The sequence below is a fragment of the Ruegeria pomeroyi DSS-3 genome, assembly GCF_000011965.2.
Taxonomy (GTDB): Bacteria; Pseudomonadota; Alphaproteobacteria; order Rhodobacterales; family Rhodobacteraceae; genus Ruegeria_B; species Ruegeria_B pomeroyi.
This window is the reverse complement of sequence record NC_003911.12, coordinates 2,327,094-2,345,602: the sequence shown is the minus strand read 5'-3', so window position 1 is coordinate 2,345,602 and position 18,509 is coordinate 2,327,094. Positions and strand designations below refer to the sequence as shown.

The 18,509-nt window shown below is 65.8% G+C and carries 19 protein-coding genes; 8 read left to right on the top strand and 11 right to left on the bottom strand.

All coding sequences use genetic code 11. The annotated features are described in order from the left end of the window. The first annotated feature begins 128 nt into the window (after positions 1-128). Together SPO_RS11190 and SPO_RS11185 are read left to right on the top strand one after the other, a co-directional pair. Positions 129-572 (top strand): hypothetical protein, encoded by a 444-nt coding sequence (locus SPO_RS11190; protein ID WP_044028319.1) that lies wholly within the window; start codon positions 129-131, stop codon positions 570-572. A 40-nt stretch (positions 573-612) separates the two neighbouring features. After that, positions 613-1,083, top strand: a complete 471-nt coding sequence (locus tag SPO_RS11185; protein WP_011047928.1) for a hypothetical protein — start codon at positions 613-615, stop codon at positions 1,081-1,083. On the opposite strand, the gene SPO_RS11180 is transcribed toward SPO_RS11185, so the two are convergent. Continuing rightward, the gene (locus tag SPO_RS11180) at positions 1,080-1,679 is read right to left on the bottom strand and encodes a L,D-transpeptidase (RefSeq protein ID WP_044028318.1); all 600 of its coding nucleotides are present in this window, start codon (positions 1,677-1,679) and stop codon (positions 1,080-1,082) included. The two genes, SPO_RS11185 and SPO_RS11180, sit on opposite strands and share 4 nt — an antisense overlap. A 233-nt stretch (positions 1,680-1,912) precedes the next feature. On the opposite strand from SPO_RS11180, the gene SPO_RS11175 reads away from it, so the two are divergent. Further along, positions 1,913-2,371 (top strand): DsrE family protein, encoded by a 459-nt coding sequence (locus SPO_RS11175; protein WP_051420352.1) that lies wholly within the window; start codon positions 1,913-1,915, stop codon positions 2,369-2,371. Positions 2,372-2,431: 60 nt separating this feature from the next. Here SPO_RS11175 and SPO_RS11170 read toward each other — a convergent pair whose 3' ends face one another. Then, positions 2,432-3,931, bottom strand: a complete 1,500-nt coding sequence (locus SPO_RS11170) for a CoA-acylating methylmalonate-semialdehyde dehydrogenase (RefSeq protein ID WP_011047925.1) — start codon at positions 3,929-3,931, stop codon at positions 2,432-2,434. Positions 3,932-4,036: 105 nt separating this feature from the next. On the opposite strand from SPO_RS11170, the gene SPO_RS11165 reads away from it, so the two are divergent. The 3 genes from SPO_RS11165 to coaD all read left to right on the top strand — a co-directional run bounded on the left by SPO_RS11165 (position 4,037) and on the right by coaD (position 6,025). Next, complete coding sequence (locus SPO_RS11165; protein WP_011047924.1) at positions 4,037-4,939, top strand: LysR family transcriptional regulator; 903 nt, start codon at positions 4,037-4,039, stop codon at positions 4,937-4,939. A gap of 60 nt (positions 4,940-4,999) precedes the next feature. After that, the gene (locus tag SPO_RS11160; protein ID WP_011047923.1) at positions 5,000-5,434 is read left to right on the top strand and encodes a CBS domain-containing protein; all 435 of its coding nucleotides are present in this window, start codon (positions 5,000-5,002) and stop codon (positions 5,432-5,434) included. Positions 5,435-5,527: 93 nt separating this feature from the next. Further along, positions 5,528-6,025, top strand: a complete 498-nt coding sequence (gene coaD, locus SPO_RS11155; RefSeq protein ID WP_011047922.1) for a pantetheine-phosphate adenylyltransferase — start codon at positions 5,528-5,530, stop codon at positions 6,023-6,025. Between the two features lie 99 nt (positions 6,026-6,124). Here coaD and SPO_RS23205 read toward each other — a convergent pair whose 3' ends face one another. Both SPO_RS23205 and gap read right to left on the bottom strand, forming a co-directional pair. Then, positions 6,125-6,268, bottom strand: coding sequence for a hypothetical protein (locus SPO_RS23205; RefSeq protein WP_044028316.1), 144 nt, complete (start codon positions 6,266-6,268; stop codon positions 6,125-6,127). 75 nt (positions 6,269-6,343) lie between these two features. After that, complete coding sequence (gene gap / locus SPO_RS11145) at positions 6,344-7,345, bottom strand: type I glyceraldehyde-3-phosphate dehydrogenase (RefSeq protein WP_011047920.1); 1,002 nt, start codon at positions 7,343-7,345, stop codon at positions 6,344-6,346. A gap of 183 nt (positions 7,346-7,528) precedes the next feature. On the opposite strand from gap, the gene SPO_RS11140 reads away from it, so the two are divergent. After that, positions 7,529-8,509, top strand: coding sequence for a DUF808 domain-containing protein (locus SPO_RS11140; protein WP_011047919.1), 981 nt, complete (start codon positions 7,529-7,531; stop codon positions 8,507-8,509). An 18-nt stretch (positions 8,510-8,527) separates the two neighbouring features. On the opposite strand, the gene SPO_RS11135 is transcribed toward SPO_RS11140, so the two are convergent. The 7 genes from SPO_RS11135 to hutI all read right to left on the bottom strand — a co-directional run bounded on the left by SPO_RS11135 (position 8,528) and on the right by hutI (position 17,604). Then, positions 8,528-9,721, bottom strand: a complete 1,194-nt coding sequence (locus tag SPO_RS11135; RefSeq protein ID WP_011047918.1) for a diaminopropionate ammonia-lyase — start codon at positions 9,719-9,721, stop codon at positions 8,528-8,530. A gap of 2 nt (positions 9,722-9,723) precedes the next feature. Continuing rightward, entirely contained in the window at positions 9,724-10,866 is a 1,143-nt protein-coding gene (locus SPO_RS11130) for an amidohydrolase (protein WP_011047917.1), read from the bottom strand. Between the two features lie 127 nt (positions 10,867-10,993). After that, positions 10,994-12,355 (bottom strand): formimidoylglutamate deiminase, encoded by a 1,362-nt coding sequence (locus SPO_RS11125; RefSeq protein WP_011047916.1) that lies wholly within the window; start codon positions 12,353-12,355, stop codon positions 10,994-10,996. Positions 12,356-12,366: 11 nt separating this feature from the next. Further along, a complete protein-coding gene (hutU, locus tag SPO_RS11120; protein WP_011047915.1) occupies positions 12,367-14,049 on the bottom strand; it encodes a urocanate hydratase in 1,683 nt (560 codons plus the stop codon). Positions 14,050-14,051: 2 nt separating this feature from the next. Further along, on the bottom strand, positions 14,052-14,867 hold the full coding sequence (gene hutG / locus SPO_RS11115; protein WP_011047914.1) for an N-formylglutamate deformylase: 816 nt from the start codon (positions 14,865-14,867) through the stop codon (positions 14,052-14,054). Continuing rightward, positions 14,864-16,402 (bottom strand): histidine ammonia-lyase, encoded by a 1,539-nt coding sequence (hutH, locus tag SPO_RS11110; RefSeq protein ID WP_011047913.1) that lies wholly within the window; start codon positions 16,400-16,402, stop codon positions 14,864-14,866. Before hutH ends, hutG begins: the two co-directional genes overlap by 4 nt. After that, positions 16,399-17,604, bottom strand: coding sequence for an imidazolonepropionase (gene hutI / locus SPO_RS11105; RefSeq protein WP_044028313.1), 1,206 nt, complete (start codon positions 17,602-17,604; stop codon positions 16,399-16,401). Before hutI ends, hutH begins: the two co-directional genes overlap by 4 nt. A gap of 181 nt (positions 17,605-17,785) precedes the next feature. Between hutI and SPO_RS11100 the strand changes: the two genes are divergently transcribed. Further along, positions 17,786-18,487 carry a UTRA domain-containing protein gene (locus tag SPO_RS11100; protein ID WP_011047911.1) on the top strand — a complete coding sequence of 234 codons (702 nt, stop codon included), beginning with the start codon at positions 17,786-17,788 and terminating at the stop codon, positions 18,485-18,487. Positions 18,488-18,509 lie beyond the last annotated feature (22 nt).

The following is an 18,509-nucleotide window of genomic DNA, read 5'->3' as shown; positions in this document are numbered from 1 at the left end:
GTTTCCGGTTTTGCCACAATCTTGTCCAATTTCGGTGCGACCCTGTAAAAAACGGAACAGTTGGGGCTGAAACCCACTGCATAACGGTCAATTCGGGGTTCAACGCGCCATAGTTGAAGGGGACAGGCATGAGGCACGCGACGGTACTTACCCTGGTCATTTCTGCTGGCATAAGCCTGTCCGCTGCGGCGCTGGCGGATCAATCCCCGTCTGACAAGGCCCGTCAGCACTCTACCGCCGCTCGGTTCGATCCACTGATCTGGGCCGAAGCTGCTCTGGGCAACAGGGTCGATCTGACCATGGGGGCATTGCCAAGCGGCAGCCGGAACGGACCATTGGCATTGAGCGCAGCCCTGCCTGTCGCCGAGACGGGCGATCTGCGGGTTTCGCTTGTTGGCGCGCTGGCCTGGGATGCGGAGATGGCACAAAGCTCTCGGTATTCCATTGGCGCCGTGGCCCCGGTCGCGGCGCTGGAGGCGCGCTATCGCAGCGCCTATTTGCGTGCGGTGCCTAGCGAGTCCTTGGGGGCGGACACCCGGTTGAACTTTGGTCTGACCATACCGCTCAAGTAACCGCTTGGGCGCACCTCCGTAAAAGGACAGAAATCAAACGATGCAGAAGATTGCCAAAACAGCCATGCTTTCAATGGCTTTCGCGCTCTCGGCGAGCTATGTGACCGCCGGCCCCGACCAGGTTTCGATCCTGCTGGGTTCGCATCATGTCGGCGCGACCCGGACGTTTGAAGAGGTCAATCCCGGGCTGTTCCTGACCTGGACCGAAGTGGCGATAGGCCAGCGTCTCGACCTGACCGTGGGGGCTTTTCGCAACAGCTATGGGGACGGTTCGGTTGCTGTCTCGGGCGTGTATCCCTTGTACCGGACCCAGGATTGGGGGTTCGATCTGTTCGCTGGCGTTGCCTGGTATCCCGGCAACGGAGACCAGTTCAACCACGCCGTGGACGACATGGTTCCGCTGGGTGGCGTGCAAATGCGCTATCGCAATCTGTTCATTCAGGCTTTGCCAGGGGGTGGCAACGCGGTCGATGCCACCCTGACCTATGGCCTGACGTTTCCGCTGAACTAGAGCAGCCGGACCTGGGTGCCGACCTGCACCAGTTCATAAAGTTCCTCGACATGCTGGTTGTAGAGGCCAATGCAGCCCGAGGAGCTTTGGCGCCCGATCTTGCGGGTATCATGGGTGCCATGCACCAGATAGGCGGGCCAGGTCAGATACATGGCGCGGGTGCCCAGCGGGTTGCCGACCTCGCCGCCTTCCATCCGTACCGGCAGGGTCGGGTCACGCTCGCGCATCGAGGCGGTGGGGGTCCAGCTGGGATTGACCGTCTTGCGCACCACCTCGGTATAGCCGCGCCGGGTCAGTTCCTCGGTCATAGGCACCGAGGAAGGGTAGAGCTTGTAGCTGCCATCGGCGCCCCAGTAGTGCACCGCGCGGCTGCTGATGTCGGCCAGCAGACAGCCCACGCCCAGAGTCTCGAAATGGTCCTGCCAGTTCTGCTGCAAGAAAGAGGAGATGTTGCGCCGTACCGGCACCTGATCGCGGATCGCGGTCTCGGCTTGCGGGAAGGCGTCGGTGGACTGCGCGCGTGCCAGCGCCGGCGCGGCCAGTGTCGCGGCGGCGCCGAGAAGGGTTGCGCGGCGGGTCATGCGGGTGGTGGACATATATGGGCTCCGGTTTTCCTGCCTGATTTGCCTCACGGCATATTGCCGCAATCGGCGCGGGGGAAAAGGGGGAAAGCTGTATCAAAACGTATCGGAAATGGCGCGGTCACGCCTTTGTCATCGACTGCGAGCGGAAGGGTGCAACCCTCCTGCGCGGGAAGGTTTGATTGAGGTCAAGTTCCGAAATCTGAATGTGTTCTAGCCTGGCGGCGTACAATCACAGGAGTTCCCCCATGAAACGTTTCGTTCTGGCGTTTTGCGCCGCGCTGATGCTGACCGGCCTTGCGCTGGTCGCGCCTGAGCCCTCGCAGGCCGGAGAGGACAAGCCGGGTCTCTTCATCACCCTTACGACCGATGACACCTGGGCGGCCGGCAAGGCGATCATGTTTGCCCATCAGCGGGCGCTGAAGAGTGGCTATGACACCGCGATCTGGCTGAATGTGCGGGCGGTCTATCTGGCCGACAAGAAGCGGCCCAGCCATATCCACGGGCTGATGGCCGGGCAGGGGGCGACGATCCAGGACATGCTCTCCGCCTTTATCGCCGATGGCGGCACCGTGTTGATGTGCGGAGCCTGTTCCAAGGCGGCGGGGCTGACGCAGGCGGATTACATCGACGGGGTGACCATGGGCAGCTGGCCGGTCGTCGAAAGCTGGCTGTTCCGCGACAATATGCGGACGCTGGCCTGGTAGGCGGCCTGCAAAGAAAAACGCCCCGGACCTTGCGGACCGGGGCGCCTGTTTTCCTGGCGATTATTCCATCACGGGGATGGAGAATTCGCCGCCTTCCTTGATGCCCGAGGGCCAGCGGGCGGTGACGGTCTTGGTCCGGGTATAGAACTTGAACGCGTCGGGGCCGTGCTGGTTCAGGTCGCCAAAGGCGGATTTCTTCCAGCCGCCAAAGGTGTGATAGGCCAGCGGCACCGGGATCGGCACGTTCACGCCGACCATGCCGATGTTGATCCGGTTGGCGAAATCGCGCGCGGCGTCGCCGTCGCGGGTAAAGATCGCGGTGCCGTTGCCGTATTCGTGGTCCATGGCCAGGCCAAGGGCCTCTTCATAGGTCTTGGCGCGCACGGTGGACAGGACCGGGCCAAAGATCTCTTTCTTGTAGATGTCCATGTCGGGGGTGACATGGTCAAAGAGATGCGGGCCGACAAAGAAGCCGTCTTCGTAGCCCTGCAGGCTGAAATCGCGGCCATCGACCACCAGCTTGGCGCCCTGTTCCACGCCCGAGTTCACCAGACGCAGGATGTTCTCCTTGGCGGCGGCGGTGACAACGGGGCCGTAATCGACATCCTTGCCGGCGGTATAGGGGCCGACCTTCAGTTTCTCGATCCGGGGGACCAGTTTCTCGATCAGGCGGTCGGCGGTGTCGTCGCCCACCGGCACGGCAACCGAAATGGCCATGCAGCGTTCGCCCGCAGCACCGTAACCGGCACCCACCAGCGCATCGGCGGCCTGGTCCATATCGGCGTCGGGCATGATGATCATGTGGTTCTTGGCGCCGCCGAAACACTGCACGCGCTTGCCCTGGGCGCAGCCGGTGCCATAGATGTATTCCGCAATCGGGGTCGAGCCGACAAAGCCGACCGACTGGATCACCGGATTGTACAGGATCGCGTCGACCGCTTCCTTGTCACCGTTGACGACCTGCAGGATGCCCTTGGGCAGTCCGGCCTCTTCCATCAGTTCGGCCAGCATCAGCGGCACCGAGGGATCACGCTCGGACGGCTTCAGGATAAAGGCGTTGCCGCAGGCGATGGCGGGCGCGAACATCCACATCGGGATCATGGCGGGGAAGTTGAATGGCGTGATGCCGGCGGTGACGCCCAGCGGCTGGCGCATCGAGTACATGTCGATGCCGGGGCCGGCGCTGTCGGTGAATTCGCCCTTCAGCAGATGCGGGGCGCCGATGCAGTATTCCACCACTTCCAGCCCGCGCTGCACGTCGCCGGCGGCGTCGGGCAGGGTCTTGCCATGCTCGCGGCTCAGCGCCTCGGCCAGCTTGTCCATGTCGCGGTTCAGCAGATCGACGAATTTCATCATCACCCGCGCACGGCGCTGCGGGTTGACGGCAGCCCAGGCGGGCTGGGCTGCGGCGGCGATTTCCACCGCGCGGGCCATTTCCTCGGTCGAGGCGAGCGGGCACTTGGCCTGCACGTCGCCGGTGGCGGGGTTGAAGACATCGGCAAAGCGGCCCGAGGTGCCTTTGACATGTTCGCCGTTGATATAGTGGGTCAGTTCCTGCATGGGATCTCCTCCGATTGGCTGGCGGCACTTTAGGCTTGCAGAAATCCCGAGAAAAGAGGCAAGATTTCAAAGGCGTTTTGCAAGAATGCAGTAGCGGGGATGGGGATGGAACCACATTGGGACGATATGAAGGTGTTTCTGGCGGTCGCGCGCGAGGAGAGCCTGTCGGGCGCAGGGCGCCAGCTGAAGCTCGATCCGGCCACCGTGGGGCGCCGCATCGCCCGTCTGGAATCCGCCTATGACACGCCGTTGTTTGCCAAATCGCCACAGGGTTACACGCTGACCGCCGCCGGCGAGCGGCTGCTGTCGCATGGCGAACAGGCCGAGGCGGCGATGCGCAGCGCCTCCGAGGCGCTGGCCGGCACCACCGAGGGGCTGACCGGCCAGATCCGTATCGGCGCCCCCGATGGCAGCGCCAATTACCTGCTGCCCCAGGTCTGTGCCCAGATCAGCGACGAGAACCCCGAGCTTGATATCCAGATCCTTGCCCTGCCGCGCATCATCAACCTGTCGCGGCGCGAGGCGGATATGGCGGTCACCGTCAGCGCCCCCACGGCGGGGCATCTGCTGGTGCAGAAGATCACCGATTACAAGCTGCACATGGTGGCCTCGCGCCGGTATCTGCGCGGTCATCCGCCGATCGAGACACTGGCCGATCTGCGCGGCCACCGGATGATCGGCTATATCCCCGACATGATTTTTGACCGCGAGCTGGATTACCTCAACGATATCGGCATCGAGCGGGTGGCGCTGGCCTCGAACTCGGTCTCGGTCCAGCTGCGCCAGGCGGGGCATGGCTCGGGCATCTGCGTGGCGCATGATTTCACCCTGCCGTTCCATGGCAATCTGCGGCGTATCCTGACCGATCAGGTCAGCCTGACCCGCTCATTCTATCTGGTGCGCCATCAGGGCGACCAGCGCAGCGAGCGGCTCAACCGCTTTGCCGAGGCGCTGACGCGGGGGATCCGCGACGAGGTTGCACGGCTCGAGGCCGACGCCATGTCTTGACAGGGCGGCGCAATGGCGCAACGCTTTTGAATATGAAGAGATATTTCGGAGGTGTTGCATATGCTCGTACAGGCCATTCTCAAGTCCAAGGCCAGTGACGGGGTCGTCACCGTCAGCGCCGCGGCCACCGTCGCGCAGGCCGCCGCGATTCTGGCGGAGAAGCGTATCGGCACCGTGGTGGTCTCGGACGATGGCGAGACGGCACAGGGCATCCTGTCCGAGCGCGACATCGTGCGTGAACTGGCCGCCAGCGGCAGCGGCTGCTTGAGTGAACCGGTCAGCACCTATATGACCAAGGATCTGATCACCTGTGGCCGCGATGCCAAGGTGCAGGACGTGCTGAGCCAGATGACCGAGGGCCGATTCCGCCACATGCCCGTGATCGAAGAGGGCAAGCTGGTCGGGCTGGTCACCCTGGGCGACGTGGTCAAGGCGCAGCTGGCCGAGCTGGCGATGGAGAAAGACGCGCTCGAAGGCATGATCATGGGGCACTGACCCCCTACAACGCTTTGCCGCAGGCTGGAAAGCTTGCACCTGCGGCAAAGTTGTGTTTGCTTGCGCAGCAATAATGTTGCGCAGGAGGCCCAGATGAGAGTGGCTTTGTATCCCGGTACCTTTGATCCGATCACACTGGGTCACGTCGATATCATCCGCCGCGCCGCCGCGCTGGTGGACAAGCTGGTGATCGGGGTCGCGATCAACCGCGACAAGGGGCCGCTGTTCACGCTCGAAGAGCGGGTGGCGATGATCGAGGCCGAATGCGCCGCGCTCAGCGCCGAGACCGGGACCGAGATCGTGGCCCATCCGTTCGAGAATCTGCTGATCGACTGCGCCCGCGACGTGGGGGCCCAGATCATCGTGCGCGGCCTGCGCGCGGTGGCCGATTTCGAGTATGAGTTCCAGATGGTCGGCATGAACCGCGCGCTGGACGACAGTGTCGAGACCGTGTTCCTGATGGCCGATGCCCGCCGTCAGGCGATCGCCTCGAAGCTGGTGAAGGAAATCGCGCGGCTGGGGGGCGACGTGTCGAAATTCGTGCCACCCCGGGTCAACGATGCCCTCAAGGAGCGGCTGGGGCGGGCCTAGGCAGCCCAAGCGCTGCCGCTTTTTCCAGATGATTTGAAACAAAATTGCGGCATCCGGTCAGCGGGACCGCCGGGCCGCCACGCGAATCGTGGCGGCGCCCTAGCGCCAGAAGGCCAGCCATTCGAGCAGCTCGAACAGTTTCTTGCCCAGAAACAGCATATGCTCGGTGCCGAACATCGCAAAATCCAGCATGACCGTGCCCAGCAGGATGACACCCAGCCAAATGGAGATCTGATTTGTCATGATGTCCCGGCTCCGACAGAAACGCCCGCCCAGATAACCTGAGCGGGCGCCTTGTCTCAAGAGGGTCAGCGGAAATCAGCCCAGACGGCCCATCGCCACTGCCACATCGGCCATACGCACCGAGAAGCCCCATTCGTTGTCATACCAGGCCAGCACGCGCACCATGCGGTTTTCCACCACGCGGGTCTGGTCGGGGGCAAAGATCGAACTTTCGGGCGTGTGGTTGAAATCGGTCGAGACCAGCGGCGCGGGCTCGTAACCCAACACGCCTTTCATCGGCCCTTTGGCGGCGGCCTCAACGGCGGCGTTCACCTCGGCCGTGGTCACGTCGCGCCCGGCGCGGAAGGTCAGGTCGACAGCCGAGACATTCGGCGTCGGCACCCGGATCGCCGATCCGTCCAGCCGCCCCTTGAGGTTCGGCAGCACCTCACCCAGCGCCTTGGCGGCCCCGGTCGAGGTGGGGATCATCGACATCGCTGCAGCGCGGGCGCGATACAGGTCCTTGTGGCGGCGGTCCAGCGTCGGCTGGTCGCCGGTATAGGCGTGGATCGTGGTCATGATGCCGTGCTCGATGCCGAATGCCTCGTCCAGCACCTTGGCCAGCGGCGCCAGGCAGTTGGTGGTGCAGGACCCGTTCGAGATCATGGTGTCGGCGGCGGTCAGTTGGTCGTCGTTGACGCCGAACACGATGGTCTTGTCCACGTTCTTGCCGGGGGCGGACAGCAGCACCTTCTTGGCGCCGCGTTCCAGATGCACCTTGGCCTTGGCGCCATCGTTGAACTTGCCGGTGCATTCCAGCACCACGTCGCAGCCCGACCAGTCCAGCTCGTTCAGGTCATAGGTCGAGAACATCTGCATGTCGCCCCGGCCCAGGTTCATGGTGCCCTCGCCGAGGCTGACCTCGCCCGGGAAGCGGCCATGCACGCTGTCATATTTGATCAGATGGGCGGCGGTCTCCAGCGGGCCGGTGGCGTTGACCTTGATCACCTCGATATCGTCGCGGCCCGAGGCTGCGATATGGGACAGGGTGCAACGACCGATGCGGCCAAATCCGTTGATACCAACCTTGATCGTCATTGTGAAACTCCGGCAGACGTGAATTTGTCCCGCCATATAGACGGCACTGTCGCGCGCAGAAAGGGCAAAACCGATTTATTTTGAAGGTGTTAGCGCAAACTTGCCCCGGTTGCGCTAACGCTTGCGCCACGCGGCTGTTAGGGTAGGTTGACCAGAACGCGGGCAGGATGAAAGGAAGCGGGGATGAGCGGATTGCTGGCCCTTCTCGACGATGTGGCGGGAATAGCCAAGGTCGCGGCGGCCTCGGTCGACGATGTGGCGGCACAGGCGGCCAAGGCGGGCGTCAAGGCGGCCGGCGCCGTGATCGACGACGCGGCGGTGACCCCGAAATACGTGCACGGTTTTGCGCCCGCGCGCGAGTTGCCGATCATCTGGAAGATCGCGCGCGGCTCGATCCGCAACAAGCTGTTGATCCTGCTGCCTGCCGCGCTGCTGCTGTCGAATTTCGCGCCCTGGCTGATCGCGCCGCTGTTGATGCTGGGCGGGGCCTATCTGTGTTTCGAGGGGGCGGAAAAGGTCTATCACGTGCTGGTGCCGCATGACACCAGCCATGTGTTCAAGGAGGACAAGCCGGGCGACCCGTTGCATCTGGAGGAAGAAAAGGCCGCCGGTGCCATCAAGACCGATTTCATCCTCTCGGCCGAGATCATGACCATCATCCTTGCCGCCATTCCCGAAAGCGGCTTCTGGATGGAGGCGGCGACGCTGGCGGTGGCCGGGATCGGCATCACCGTGGCGGTCTATGGCTCGGTGGCGCTGATCGTAAAGGCTGACGATGTTGGACTGTTCCTGGCGCAAAACGGCCGGTTGGGCGTGACCCGCGCCCTGGGGCGCGGGCTGGTACGGGGGATGCCGGGCTTCATGCATCTGCTGACTGTGGTGGGCACGGCGGCGATGCTGTGGGTGGGCGGTTCGATCGTCATCCACGGGATGGAGGTGCTGGGCTTTGGCTGGCTCGGCCACCATATCCACGATCTGGCCTATGCTGCCGGTCACGCGGTGTCCGAGAGCTGGGCCGGCGCGGTGGAATGGATCACCAAGGCGGCGCTGGACGGGGTCTTTGGTCTGGCGCTTGGCTTTGTCCTGATCCCGCTGGCGACGCGTCTGATCGCGCCGCTCTGGCGGATGCTCACCGGCAAGGGGGGCGCGGCCAAGGGGCACTGAGTGCCCCTTGGACAGGGGTCAGACCATATCCTCGCCCGCCATGATCCGGGCATAGATCTCGGGGTCGGTGATCCCTTCGGAGCCGATCAGCAGCACCCGGGCGCTGCGATCCAGCCCCAGACTGTCGCTGAGCGCCGCATCGCTGCAGGCGGCGATGAGCGCGGCCAGCCCGGCCACCGCGCTTTCGCCGGCTTCGACGACCGGGTCGCCGCCCAGCGGATGCGCCAGCAGCCGCACGGTAGGCGCCACCAGCGTATCGGGGATGGTCAGGTAATCGCGGGCCTCTTCGGCCAGGATCGCCCAGGCCAGCGGCGAGGGCTCGCCGCAGGACAGGCCTGCCATGATGGTTTCTTCGGCGATCTCGACGGCGGTCGCCGCCCCGGCGCGGGCGCTTTCATAGAGACAGGCGGCGCGGTCGGGTTCGACAACAACGACACGCGGAGACGCCTCACCCCAATGCTGCACCAGCGCGGCGGTCACCCCGGCGGCCAGCCCGCCGACACCGCCCTGAAGAAAGACATGGGTGGGCGCCCGGTCCATCTCGCGGCAGACCTCGCGCACCATCACGCCATAGCCCGCCATCACGTCGCGTGGCGGATCGGAATAACCCGGCCACGAGGTGTCGGAGACCACGAACCAGCCATGCGCCTCGGCCTCGTCCTTGGCCATGCGGACCGAGGCGTCGTAATCGCCGTCAATGCGGATCACCTCGGCGCCCAGATCGCGCATCGCCTGGGCGCGGCCCTCGCTGACCTCGGCATGGATATAGATGCGGCAGGGCGCGCCAAAGCGCTGACAGCCCCAGGCCAGCGAGCGGCCATGATTGCCGTCGGTCGCTGAAACCAGCGTGATCCCGGCCACCGCGTCGCGATGCTTGCCCGCGCGGATATCGGCCAGCTCGACCTGCGCGCCGGTGCGGCGGGCAATCTCGCGTTGCAGCACGCCCAGAGCCGCATAGGCGCCGCCAAGCGCCTTGAAACTGCCCAGGCCAAAGCGCGGGCCTTCGTGCTTGTACAGGATCGCGCCGACCCCGATCGCCTCGGCCAGCGCCGGCAGCGAGACGAGCGGGGTGGGGGCATAGCCCTCCCATTGGGTGATTTCGGCTTCGGCGGCGTCGAAATCCTGTTGGGACAGCACCCGGTGGGCGGCATCGCCCCGGGTGGGCGCGCAGGCGACATGGCCCAGTTGGGCGGCGGGCAGAAGGTCTTTCATTTTCAGTCCTTTCTTTGCGGCAGCCGGTCCCGCACCAGCGCCGCCCAGAAGGCGGCCCCGATCGGCAGCAGCGCGTCGTTGAAATCGTAATCCGAGGCGTGCAACGGCTGGGCATGGGCCCCCTCGGTGCCGTTGCCCATCAGCAGGAAGCAGCCGGGTACGGCGGCGGTGAAATGGGCGAAATCCTCGGAGAAACTCATCGGTTCCCGGTTGCCCTCGGCCTCCAGCCCCGCCGCGCGGGCGGCGCGGCAAACCGCCTGCACCGGCTCTGGTGCGTTCATCGTCTCGACAAACTGGGTGTCGAAGGTGACCGCGACGCGAACGCCATGCGCCGCCGCCACGCCGCGCGCGATCTGCTCCATGAAGCGCTGGATTTCGGCGCGGTCCTGGGGCGCGCGGGCACGGAAATCGCCCTTGAGCGTGGCATGACCCGGCAGCACGTTGCGCTGTCCATCGGTCAGGAACTCGGTCACCGAGATCACCGCGCCCGAGGCGGGCGCCAGCTTGCGCGCCACCACGGTTTGCAGCGCGGTGACCATCTCGGCGCCCACGGTGATCGCATCGACCCCGGCCTGGGGCATCGAGGCATGGCCACCCTGTCCGGTGATGTTGATCTGGAACAGCGTCTCGCTGTTGCAGATCAGGCCGGGCCGGGTCGAGACATGGCCAAGGGGGGCGCCGGGCAGGTTGTGGATGGCATAGACCTCGTCAATGGGAAACCGCTCCAGCACGCCCTCGTCGATCATGGCGCGCGCGCCCAGCCCGTGCTCTTCGGCGGGCTGGAACAGGAACACCACGGTGCCGTCGAAATCGGCGGCGCGCGCCAGCTCCTCGGCGGCGCCCAGCAACATGGTCATATGCCCGTCATGGCCGCAGGCATGCATCACGCCGGGGGTGGTCGAGACATGGTCATGTGTCGCGGTCTCGGTGATCGGCAGCGCATCCATGTCGGCGCGCAGCCCGATGGCGCGATTGCCGGTGCCCGCACGCAGCACCCCGACCACGCCCGCGCCCTCGTGCACCTCGATCCCGAGATCGCGCAGAAGTGCCGCCACCACGGCCTTGGTCCGGGTCTCGGCCAGGCCAAGCTCGGGGTGGCGGTGCAGGTCGTGCCTGAGGTGCGTCAGCCGCGCGGCGAAATCCATCCTGTCGACTCCGTTCGGGGATTTGCCGCAGGATAGGCAGGATCAGCGCGCGAGTGGCATCATGTTTTGCCGGTTCTGGCTAAATCTTTTTCGCGAGATGGCGATCTGTGATCAAGAACTTGCGCCCTCAGACCCGCGCCAGCAGATCGCGCAGCGCAGCGCCATAGCGGCGCGCGATGCTTTCTTCGGCCACATGCCGGCCCGCGCGCACCTGATGGCGGCCTGCCGACCAGAGATCGCTTACCACCCGTTCACCGGCGGCAAAGATCAACCCGTCCAGCAATTGCTCCGGTTCCAGTGCGCAGAGCGCGGGCGCATTGCTGTCGATGGCGACCAGATCGGCCAGGGCGCCGGGGGCGATCTCTCCGGCCCGGCGATCCAGCGCACGGGCGCCGCCGCGCAAGGCCCCCAGATAAAGCGCCGCGCCGGTCGATCCCTCAGCACCGGCCAGCACATTGCGCTCGCGGTCACGCAGGCGCTGGGAATATTCCAGCAGCCGCAATTCCTCGGTCAAGGATATCAACACGTTGGAATCCGAACCTACACCAAATGCGCCGCCCGCCTCGAGATAGGGCACCCCGTTGAAGATGCCGTCGCCCAGATTGGCCTCGGTGATCGGGCACAGGCCCGCAACGGCGCCGGTGGACGCCATGGCGCGGGTTTCGGCATCGCTCATATGGGTGGCGTGGATCAGGCACCAGCGCGGCCCGACCGCCGCGTTGTTCAGCAGCCAGTCGACCGGGCGGGCGCCATATGCCGCCTCGATCTCCTCGACCTCGCGGGTCTGTTCGGCGATGTGGATATGCACCGGCCCGTCCGGGTGGCGTGCTGCGACCTCGGCCAGATCGGTGGCGGATACGGCGCGCAGCGAATGCGGCGCAATGCCGACACGGGCATCGGCGGCCAGGGTGCGGGTATGGGCGCGGGCGCCCTCGACCAGGGTGCAATAGGCGTCAAGGTCGTTGCCAAAGCGCAACTGCCCGCCCGCCAGCGCGCGCCCGTCAGCGCCGCCATGGGTATAGAGGACCGGCAACAGGGTCAGCCCGATGCCGGTTTCCGCCGCCGCCTGCACGATCCGGGCCGACATCTCGGCCCTGTCGTCATAGTGCCCACCGCCGGGGCGGTGGTGCAGGTAGTGGAACTCGCCCACCGCCGCATAGCCCGCCTTTTGCATCTCGACAAAGGTCTGGGCGGCAATCGCGGCCACATGCTCGGGCGTGAGCCGGTCGAGAAAGCGGTACATCAGCTCGCGCCAGGTCCAGAAGCTTTCCCGCCCCCGGCTGCGATACTCGGTCATCCCCGCCATCGCCCGCTGAAAGCTGTGGCTGTGCAGGTTGCCCGGCGCGGGCAGCAGGGTGTCGACCCGCACGTCGCCGGGCAGCGGCGCGCTGTCCGGCTCGACCGAGGCGATAAACAGCCCGTCAATCGTGACGCGGGCATTCAACAGCCAGCCCTTGGGGCCAAGCAGGCGGTTGGCGAAAACGGTCATCCGCGCGCGCCCTAGTTGCCCAGGATGCCCGGCAGGCGCAGGCCATGGGCGCGGGCGCAGTCAACCGCGGTCTCATAGCCCGCATCGGCATGGCGCCAGACGCCGCTGGCCGGATCGTTCCACAGCACCCGTTCCAGCCGGCGGGCTGCCTCGGGGGTGCCGTCGGCGACAACCACCATGCCCGCATGTTGGGAAAAGCCCATGCCGACGCCGCCGCCGTGATGCAGGCTGACCCAGGTGGCGCCTGAGGCGGTGTTGACCAGCGCGTTCAGCAGCGGCCAGTCGCTGACCGCGTCCGAGCCGTCGCGCATCGCCTCGGTCTCGCGGTTGGGCGAGGCGACCGAGCCGCTGTCGAGGTGATCGCGCCCGATCACCACCGGGGCCTTCAACTCGCCGCTGGCCACCATCTCGTTAAAGGCAAGGCCAGCCTTGTGCCGGTCGCCAAGCCCGATCCAGCAGATGCGCGCGGGCAGGCCCTGAAAGGCGATGCGCTCCTGTGCCATGTCCAGCCAGTTATGCAGATGGGTATTGTCGGGAAACAGCTCTTTCATCTTGGCGTCGGTCTTGTGGATATCCTCGGGGTCGCCCGACAGCGCGCACCAGCGGAACGGGCCGATGCCCTTGCAGAACAAGGGGCGAATATAGGCGGGCACGAAGCCGGGAAAAGCAAAGGCGTTTTCCAGCCCCTCATCCTGCGCCACCTGGCGGATGTTGTTGCCGTAATCCAGCGTCGGCACGCCCGCGTTCCAGAAATCGACCATCGCGGCCACATGTTGTTTCATCGAGGCGCGGGCGGCTTTCTCCACCGCCTTGGGATCGCTCTCGCGCTTGTCCTTCCATTCCGCCATGGTCCAGCCCAGCGGCAGATAGCCGTTGATCGGGTCATGGGCGCTGGTCTGGTCGGTGACGATATCGGGGCGCAGGCCGCCTGCCTGCATGCGGGCGTAGATCTCGGGGAAAATCTCGGCGGCATTGCCCAGCAGGCCCACCGATTTTGCTTCGCCCGCCTTGGTCCAGCGGTCGATCATGGCCAGCGCCTCGTCCAGCGTTTCGGCCTTTTCATCCAGGTACCTGGTGCGCAGACGGAAGTCGATGCTGTCGGGGTTGCATTCGACCGCCAGACAGCACGCGCCTGCAAAGACGGCGGCCAGCGGCTGCGCCCCGCCCATGCCGCCCAGACCCCCGGTCAGGATCCACTTGCCGGTCAGGTCGCCGCCGTAGTGCTGGCGCCCGGCTTCGGCAAAGGTCTCGTACGTGCCCTGCACGATGCCCTGGGTGCCGATATAGATCCAGGACCCGGCCGTCATCTGGCCGTACATCATCAGGCCCTTCTTATCGAGCGCGTTGAAATGATCCCAATTGGCCCAATGGGGCACCAGGTTGGAGTTGGCGATCAGAACGCGGGGCGCGTCGGCATGGGTGCGCACCACCGCGACCGGCTTGCCCGACTGCACCACCAGCGTCTCGTCCGCCTCAAGGTCTTTCAGCGTGGCAACGATGGTGTCGAAATCGCTCCACGTGCGGGCCGCGCGGCCGATACCGCCATAAACCACCAGCTCATGCGGGTTCTCGGCCACATCCGGGTGCAGGTTGTTCATCAGCATCCGCATGGCGGCCTCGGTCTGCCAGCTCTTTGCGGTCCGCTCAGGCCCGGTGGGCGGATAGATGTCGCGGGTGTTCTTGCGGTCAAGCATGATCAGGCTCCTCTGGGGCTGCTCAGGCGCCCGGACAGCGCCAGTGTTTTGAGTTGGGTCAGGAGTTCGGCCAGCACCGGGCGCAGGCGGTCGGCGCGTTCGGGCCGATAGGTCCAGGGCGCGGCCTCGTCCATATAGGCGCGCTGCGCGGTCTCCATCTGGATCGCATGCTGGCCGATTTCGGGCCGCCCGTAATGGCGGGTGGTCCAGCCGCCCTTGAAGCGGCCGTTCAGAACGGTCTGATCCGGGTCGGCGGCGCGGCAGGTCTCAAGCGTCGCCGCCGCGATTTCGGGCGCGCAGGTGGTGCCATTGTTGGTGCCGATATTGAATATCGGCAAGGTGCCCGCGAACAGGAACGGAATGTCGGAACGGATCGAGTGGCAATCATACAGCACCGCCACCCCGTGCCGGTCGCGGGCGCGCTCCAGCGCCTCGGCCAATGCGGCGTGATAGGGGGCGTGATAGGTGGCGCGGCGCTCTGCGATCTCGTCATCCGAGGGCGCCTGACCCGGCAGCCAGATGTCATGCCCGTCAAAATCGGTGGTGGGGCAGAGCGTGGTGGTGTTCTGGCCGGGATAGAGCGAGGCGCCAGCAGGGTCGCGATTGGCGTCGATCACATAGCGGTGCACCGTCGATTTCACCACGCTCGCGCCGGGCAGCAGATCGGCATAGAGCCGGTCGATGTGCCAGTCGGTATCGCTCAGCCCCTGACCGCGCGGGTTCAGCCGGGCGTGGATCGCATCGGGCACAAAGGTACCGCCATGGGGCATACCCAGCACCACCGGGCTATCGCCCCGGATCACCGCGACCGGGGTCATGGCCGCAGCCCGCCCATGTCGATCCCCACCACATCGAGCAGCGCGCCGGCGCCGACCAGCCGCGCCGCGGTCTCGATCTCGGGCGCCATGTAACGGTCTTCCTCCAGCCGGGGCACCTCGGCGCGCAGCCGCGCGACCGCAGCTTGCAGCGCGGTGCTGGTCTGCAAGGGCGCGCGGAACTCGATCCCCTGCGCGGCGCAAAGCAGCTCGACGCCCAGGATGTAATGCAGGTTCTCGACCATCCGGCCCAGCCGCACCGCCCCATGCGCGGCCATGGATACGTGATCCTCCTGATTGGCGCTGGTGGGGGTGCTGTCGGTGACGCAGGGATTGGCCAGATGCTTGTTCTCGCTCATCAGCGCGGCGGTGGTGACTTCGGCGATCATCAGACCGGAATTCAGCCCCGGCTTCGGGGTCAGGAAGGGCGGCAGATCGAAACTCAGCGTCGGATCCACCATCAGCGCCACCCGGCGTTGCGCGATGGCGCCGATCTCGGACAGGGCCAGTGCGATCAGATCGGCGGCAAAGCCCACCGGCTCGGCATGGAAATTGCCGCCAGAGACGATCATGTCCGCCTCGGCCAGCACCAGCGGGTTGTCGGTGGCGGCATTGGCCTCGATCTCCAGCGTCTGGGCGGCCTGGCGCAGCACGTCCATGGCAGCACCCGTCACCTGCGGCTGGCAGCGGATGCAATAGGGATCCTGCACCCGCGTGTCGCCTTCGCGGTGGCTTTCGCGGATCTCGGACCCGTCAAGCAGCGCGCGCATCCGCGCGGCGGCGTCGATCTGGCCGCGATGGCCGCGCAGGGCGTGGATTTCGGGTTGCAGGGGTGCGGTCGACCCCATGATCGCATCGGTCGACAGTGCCGCCGTCACCAGCGAGGAGGTCGCCGCGCGCCAGGCGCCGAACAGGCCCGCCAGCGCGAATGCGGTCGAGAACTGGGTGCCGTTGATAAAGGCCAGCCCCTCCTTGGGGCCCAGCGCAATCGGGGTCAGGCCAGCGCGCGCCAGCGCCTCGGCGCCGGGCAGGCGCTGGCCCTGATACTCGGCCTCGCCTGCGCCGATGATCACCGCCGTCATATGGGCCAGTGGCGCCAGATCGCCCGAGGCCCCGACTGAGCCCTGCACCGGGATTACCGGGGTGACATCGCGCGCCAGCATCTCCTGAAGCAACGTGATCAGCTCCCAGCGCACGCCCGAGGCGCCACGCCCCAGCGACAGCAGTTTAAGCACCATCATCAGCCGGGCCATGCGGCGCGGGATCGGGGCGCCGACGCCGCAGCAATGGGACAGGATCAGGTTGCGTTGCAGGGTGGCGGTGTCCTGCGGCGCGACCTTGAGGCTGGCCAGCTTGCCAAAGCCCGTGTTGACGCCATAGACCGGCACATCGCCCGCCGCCGCCGCGCGGATGCGCGCCGCCGCCGCCTCGACCGCCGGGCGGCAGGCCGGGTCAAGCCGCACCGGGCTTTCGTCGAAATAGATCCGCGCCAGATGCTCCAGAGTGGCGGAGCCGGGGGTGAGGGTGAGGGCGGTCACAGGGTGCCTCCGATGATGCGTTTGTAAAGCGGGTTGAACCCGATGCGATAGGCGAGTTCCGCCGGGTGGGCCACGTCCCAGACCGCCAGATCGGCGCGCTGACCCGGGGCCAGCGTGCCCCGGTCGGCCATTCCCAGGGCGCGCGCGGCATTGCGGGTGGTGCCGGCCAGCGCCTCTTCGGGTGTCAGGCGGAACAGGGTGCAGGCCATGTTCATCGCCAACAGCAGCGAGGTCATCGGCGAGGAACCGGGGTTGGCATCGGTCGAGACCGCCATCGGAACGCGATGTTTGCGCAACAGTGCAACGGGCGGCTTCTGCGTTTCTCGCAGCGTGTAGAACGCGCCCGGCAGGATTACCGCCGTCATCCCGGCCCGGGCCATGGCGGCGACGCCGTCCTCGTCGAGATATTCGATGTGATCGGCCGAGAGCGCGCCGTAAGAGGCGGCGAGTTTTGTGCCCCCCAGATTGGACAGCTGTTCGGCATGCAGTTTCATCGGCAAGCCAAGGTCGCGGGCTACGTCGAAGACCCGGGCGATCTGTTCGGGCTGAAAGGCGATGCCCTCGCAGAACCCGTCGACCGCATCCACCAGCCCCTCGGCATGGGCGGTGCGCAGGGCGGGGATCGCCACGGTGTCGATATAGGCATCCGCCCGTCCGGCAAAGTCCGCCGGCACCGCATGGGCGCCCAGAAAACTGGTGCGGATGGTTACGTCACGGTGCTGGCCAATGGCGCGGGCGGCGCGCAGCATGCGCAGCTCGGTCTCGATATCCAGCCCATAGCCGGATTTCACCTCGATCACCGCCACGCCCTCGGCGATCATCGCATCGACCCGGGGCAGGGCGCTGGCCAGCAGCTCGGCCTCGGTGGCGGTGCGTGTGGCGCTGACGGTCGAGACGATGCCGCCGCCCGCGCGCGCGACCTCCTCATAGCTGGCGCCGTTCAGCCGCATCTCGAACTCGTTCGCGCGGTTGCCGCCATGCACGACATGGGTGTGGCAGTCGATCAGCGCAGGCGTCACCAGACGCCGGCCCAGGTCATGTGCGGGCACGGCGGCAAATGCCGCGGGCAGCTCGGCCTGAGGGCCGGACCAGAGAACCTGACCGGCCTCGGCGACCAATGCGCCCTTTGGCATCAGCCCATAGGGCGTGGGCCCGTCTGTCATGCTGGCAAGGGTGAGGTTGTGAAACAGGGCAAGTGTCATGTCGGGACCTGGCAGACTCTTCTCTCTAAAATGTATGAGTAAAAGTTTTTTATGTCCAGTCATAAAAAAGGAGGGTACAGCTTCGGTTCCGACGGGTGTCATGCGCCGATTTGCCTGTTCAGCCGGTGCCTCGATTTGTATACATAAATTGGAAATTGCGCAGATTTATAAGGGCAGCGATATGGGCGAGGATACGCGGGTCAGCTATCAGGATATCAAGGCCCGGGTGCTGGCCGCGATCCGGGACAACACCTGGCCCCCGGGAGCGATGCTGCCGGGCGAGGTGGCGCTGGCGCAGGAATACGGTTGCGCGCGCGCGACGGTCAATCGGGCGATGCGCGAACTGGCCGAGGAAGGCATCCTGGAGCGCAAGCGCAAGGCCGGCACCCGGGTCAAGCTGGCCCCGGCCCGGCAGGCGCGGTTTTCGATCCCGGTGGTGCGCGAAGAGATCGAGGCCCTGGGCGCCAGCTATCGCTATGCGCTGGTCAGCCGCTCCGAGGAGGCGACGCCCAAATGGCTTGCCGCGCAGCTGGGCCTTGGCGCGGGGGACCGGGTCTTGCATCTGGTCTGCATGCATTACGCCGATGAGCGGCCCTTTCAACTGGAACAGCGCTGGATCAACCTGGCCACGGTACCGCAGGCGGCCAAGAAGGATTTTTCGCAGACCGGTCCCAATGAATGGCTGGTCAGCGAGGTGCCCTTTACCGATATCCGGCTCAGCTTCTCGGCCTGCCGGGGCAATCGTGAAACGGCAGAATTTCTGGGCGGCAACGAGACCGACGCCCATTTCACTGTCGAGCGGGTGACCTGGCTGGGAGAGCGGCCAGTGACCTATGCGCGGCTGCTGTTTCATGCCGGATACCGGATGACCACGACCTTGTAGCGGTGCACGGGGAATGGGAACC

Coding starts and splice junctions, on each gene's coding strand:
- SPO_RS11180 (WP_044028318.1), bottom strand. CDS start 1,679: ATGTCCACCACCCGCATGACCCGCCGCGCAACCCTTCTCGGCGCCGCC.
- SPO_RS23205 (WP_044028316.1), bottom strand. CDS start 6,268: ATGACAAATCAGATCTCCATTTGGCTGGGTGTCATCCTGCTGGGCACG.
- hutI (WP_044028313.1), bottom strand. CDS start 17,604: ATGACACTTGCCCTGTTTCACAACCTCACCCTTGCCAGCATGACAGAC.
- SPO_RS11175 (WP_051420352.1), top strand. CDS start 1,913: ATGAAACGTTTCGTTCTGGCGTTTTGCGCCGCGCTGATGCTGACCGGC.
- coaD (WP_011047922.1), top strand. CDS start 5,528: ATGAGAGTGGCTTTGTATCCCGGTACCTTTGATCCGATCACACTGGGT.
- SPO_RS11160 (WP_011047923.1), top strand. CDS start 5,000: ATGCTCGTACAGGCCATTCTCAAGTCCAAGGCCAGTGACGGGGTCGTC.
- SPO_RS11140 (WP_011047919.1), top strand. CDS start 7,529: ATGAGCGGATTGCTGGCCCTTCTCGACGATGTGGCGGGAATAGCCAAG.
- hutU (WP_011047915.1), bottom strand. CDS start 14,049: ATGCTTGACCGCAAGAACACCCGCGACATCTATCCGCCCACCGGGCCT.
- SPO_RS11100 (WP_011047911.1), top strand. CDS start 17,786: ATGGGCGAGGATACGCGGGTCAGCTATCAGGATATCAAGGCCCGGGTG.
- hutG (WP_011047914.1), bottom strand. CDS start 14,867: ATGACCCCGGTCGCGGTGATCCGGGGCGATAGCCCGGTGGTGCTGGGT.
- SPO_RS11130 (WP_011047917.1), bottom strand. CDS start 10,866: ATGGATTTCGCCGCGCGGCTGACGCACCTCAGGCACGACCTGCACCGC.
- SPO_RS11185 (WP_011047928.1), top strand. CDS start 613: ATGCAGAAGATTGCCAAAACAGCCATGCTTTCAATGGCTTTCGCGCTC.
- SPO_RS11190 (WP_044028319.1), top strand. CDS start 129: ATGAGGCACGCGACGGTACTTACCCTGGTCATTTCTGCTGGCATAAGC.
- SPO_RS11125 (WP_011047916.1), bottom strand. CDS start 12,355: ATGACCGTTTTCGCCAACCGCCTGCTTGGCCCCAAGGGCTGGCTGTTG.
- gap (WP_011047920.1), bottom strand. CDS start 7,345: ATGACGATCAAGGTTGGTATCAACGGATTTGGCCGCATCGGTCGTTGC.
- SPO_RS11165 (WP_011047924.1), top strand. CDS start 4,037: ATGGAACCACATTGGGACGATATGAAGGTGTTTCTGGCGGTCGCGCGC.
- SPO_RS11170 (WP_011047925.1), bottom strand. CDS start 3,931: ATGCAGGAACTGACCCACTATATCAACGGCGAACATGTCAAAGGCACC.
- SPO_RS11135 (WP_011047918.1), bottom strand. CDS start 9,721: ATGAAAGACCTTCTGCCCGCCGCCCAACTGGGCCATGTCGCCTGCGCG.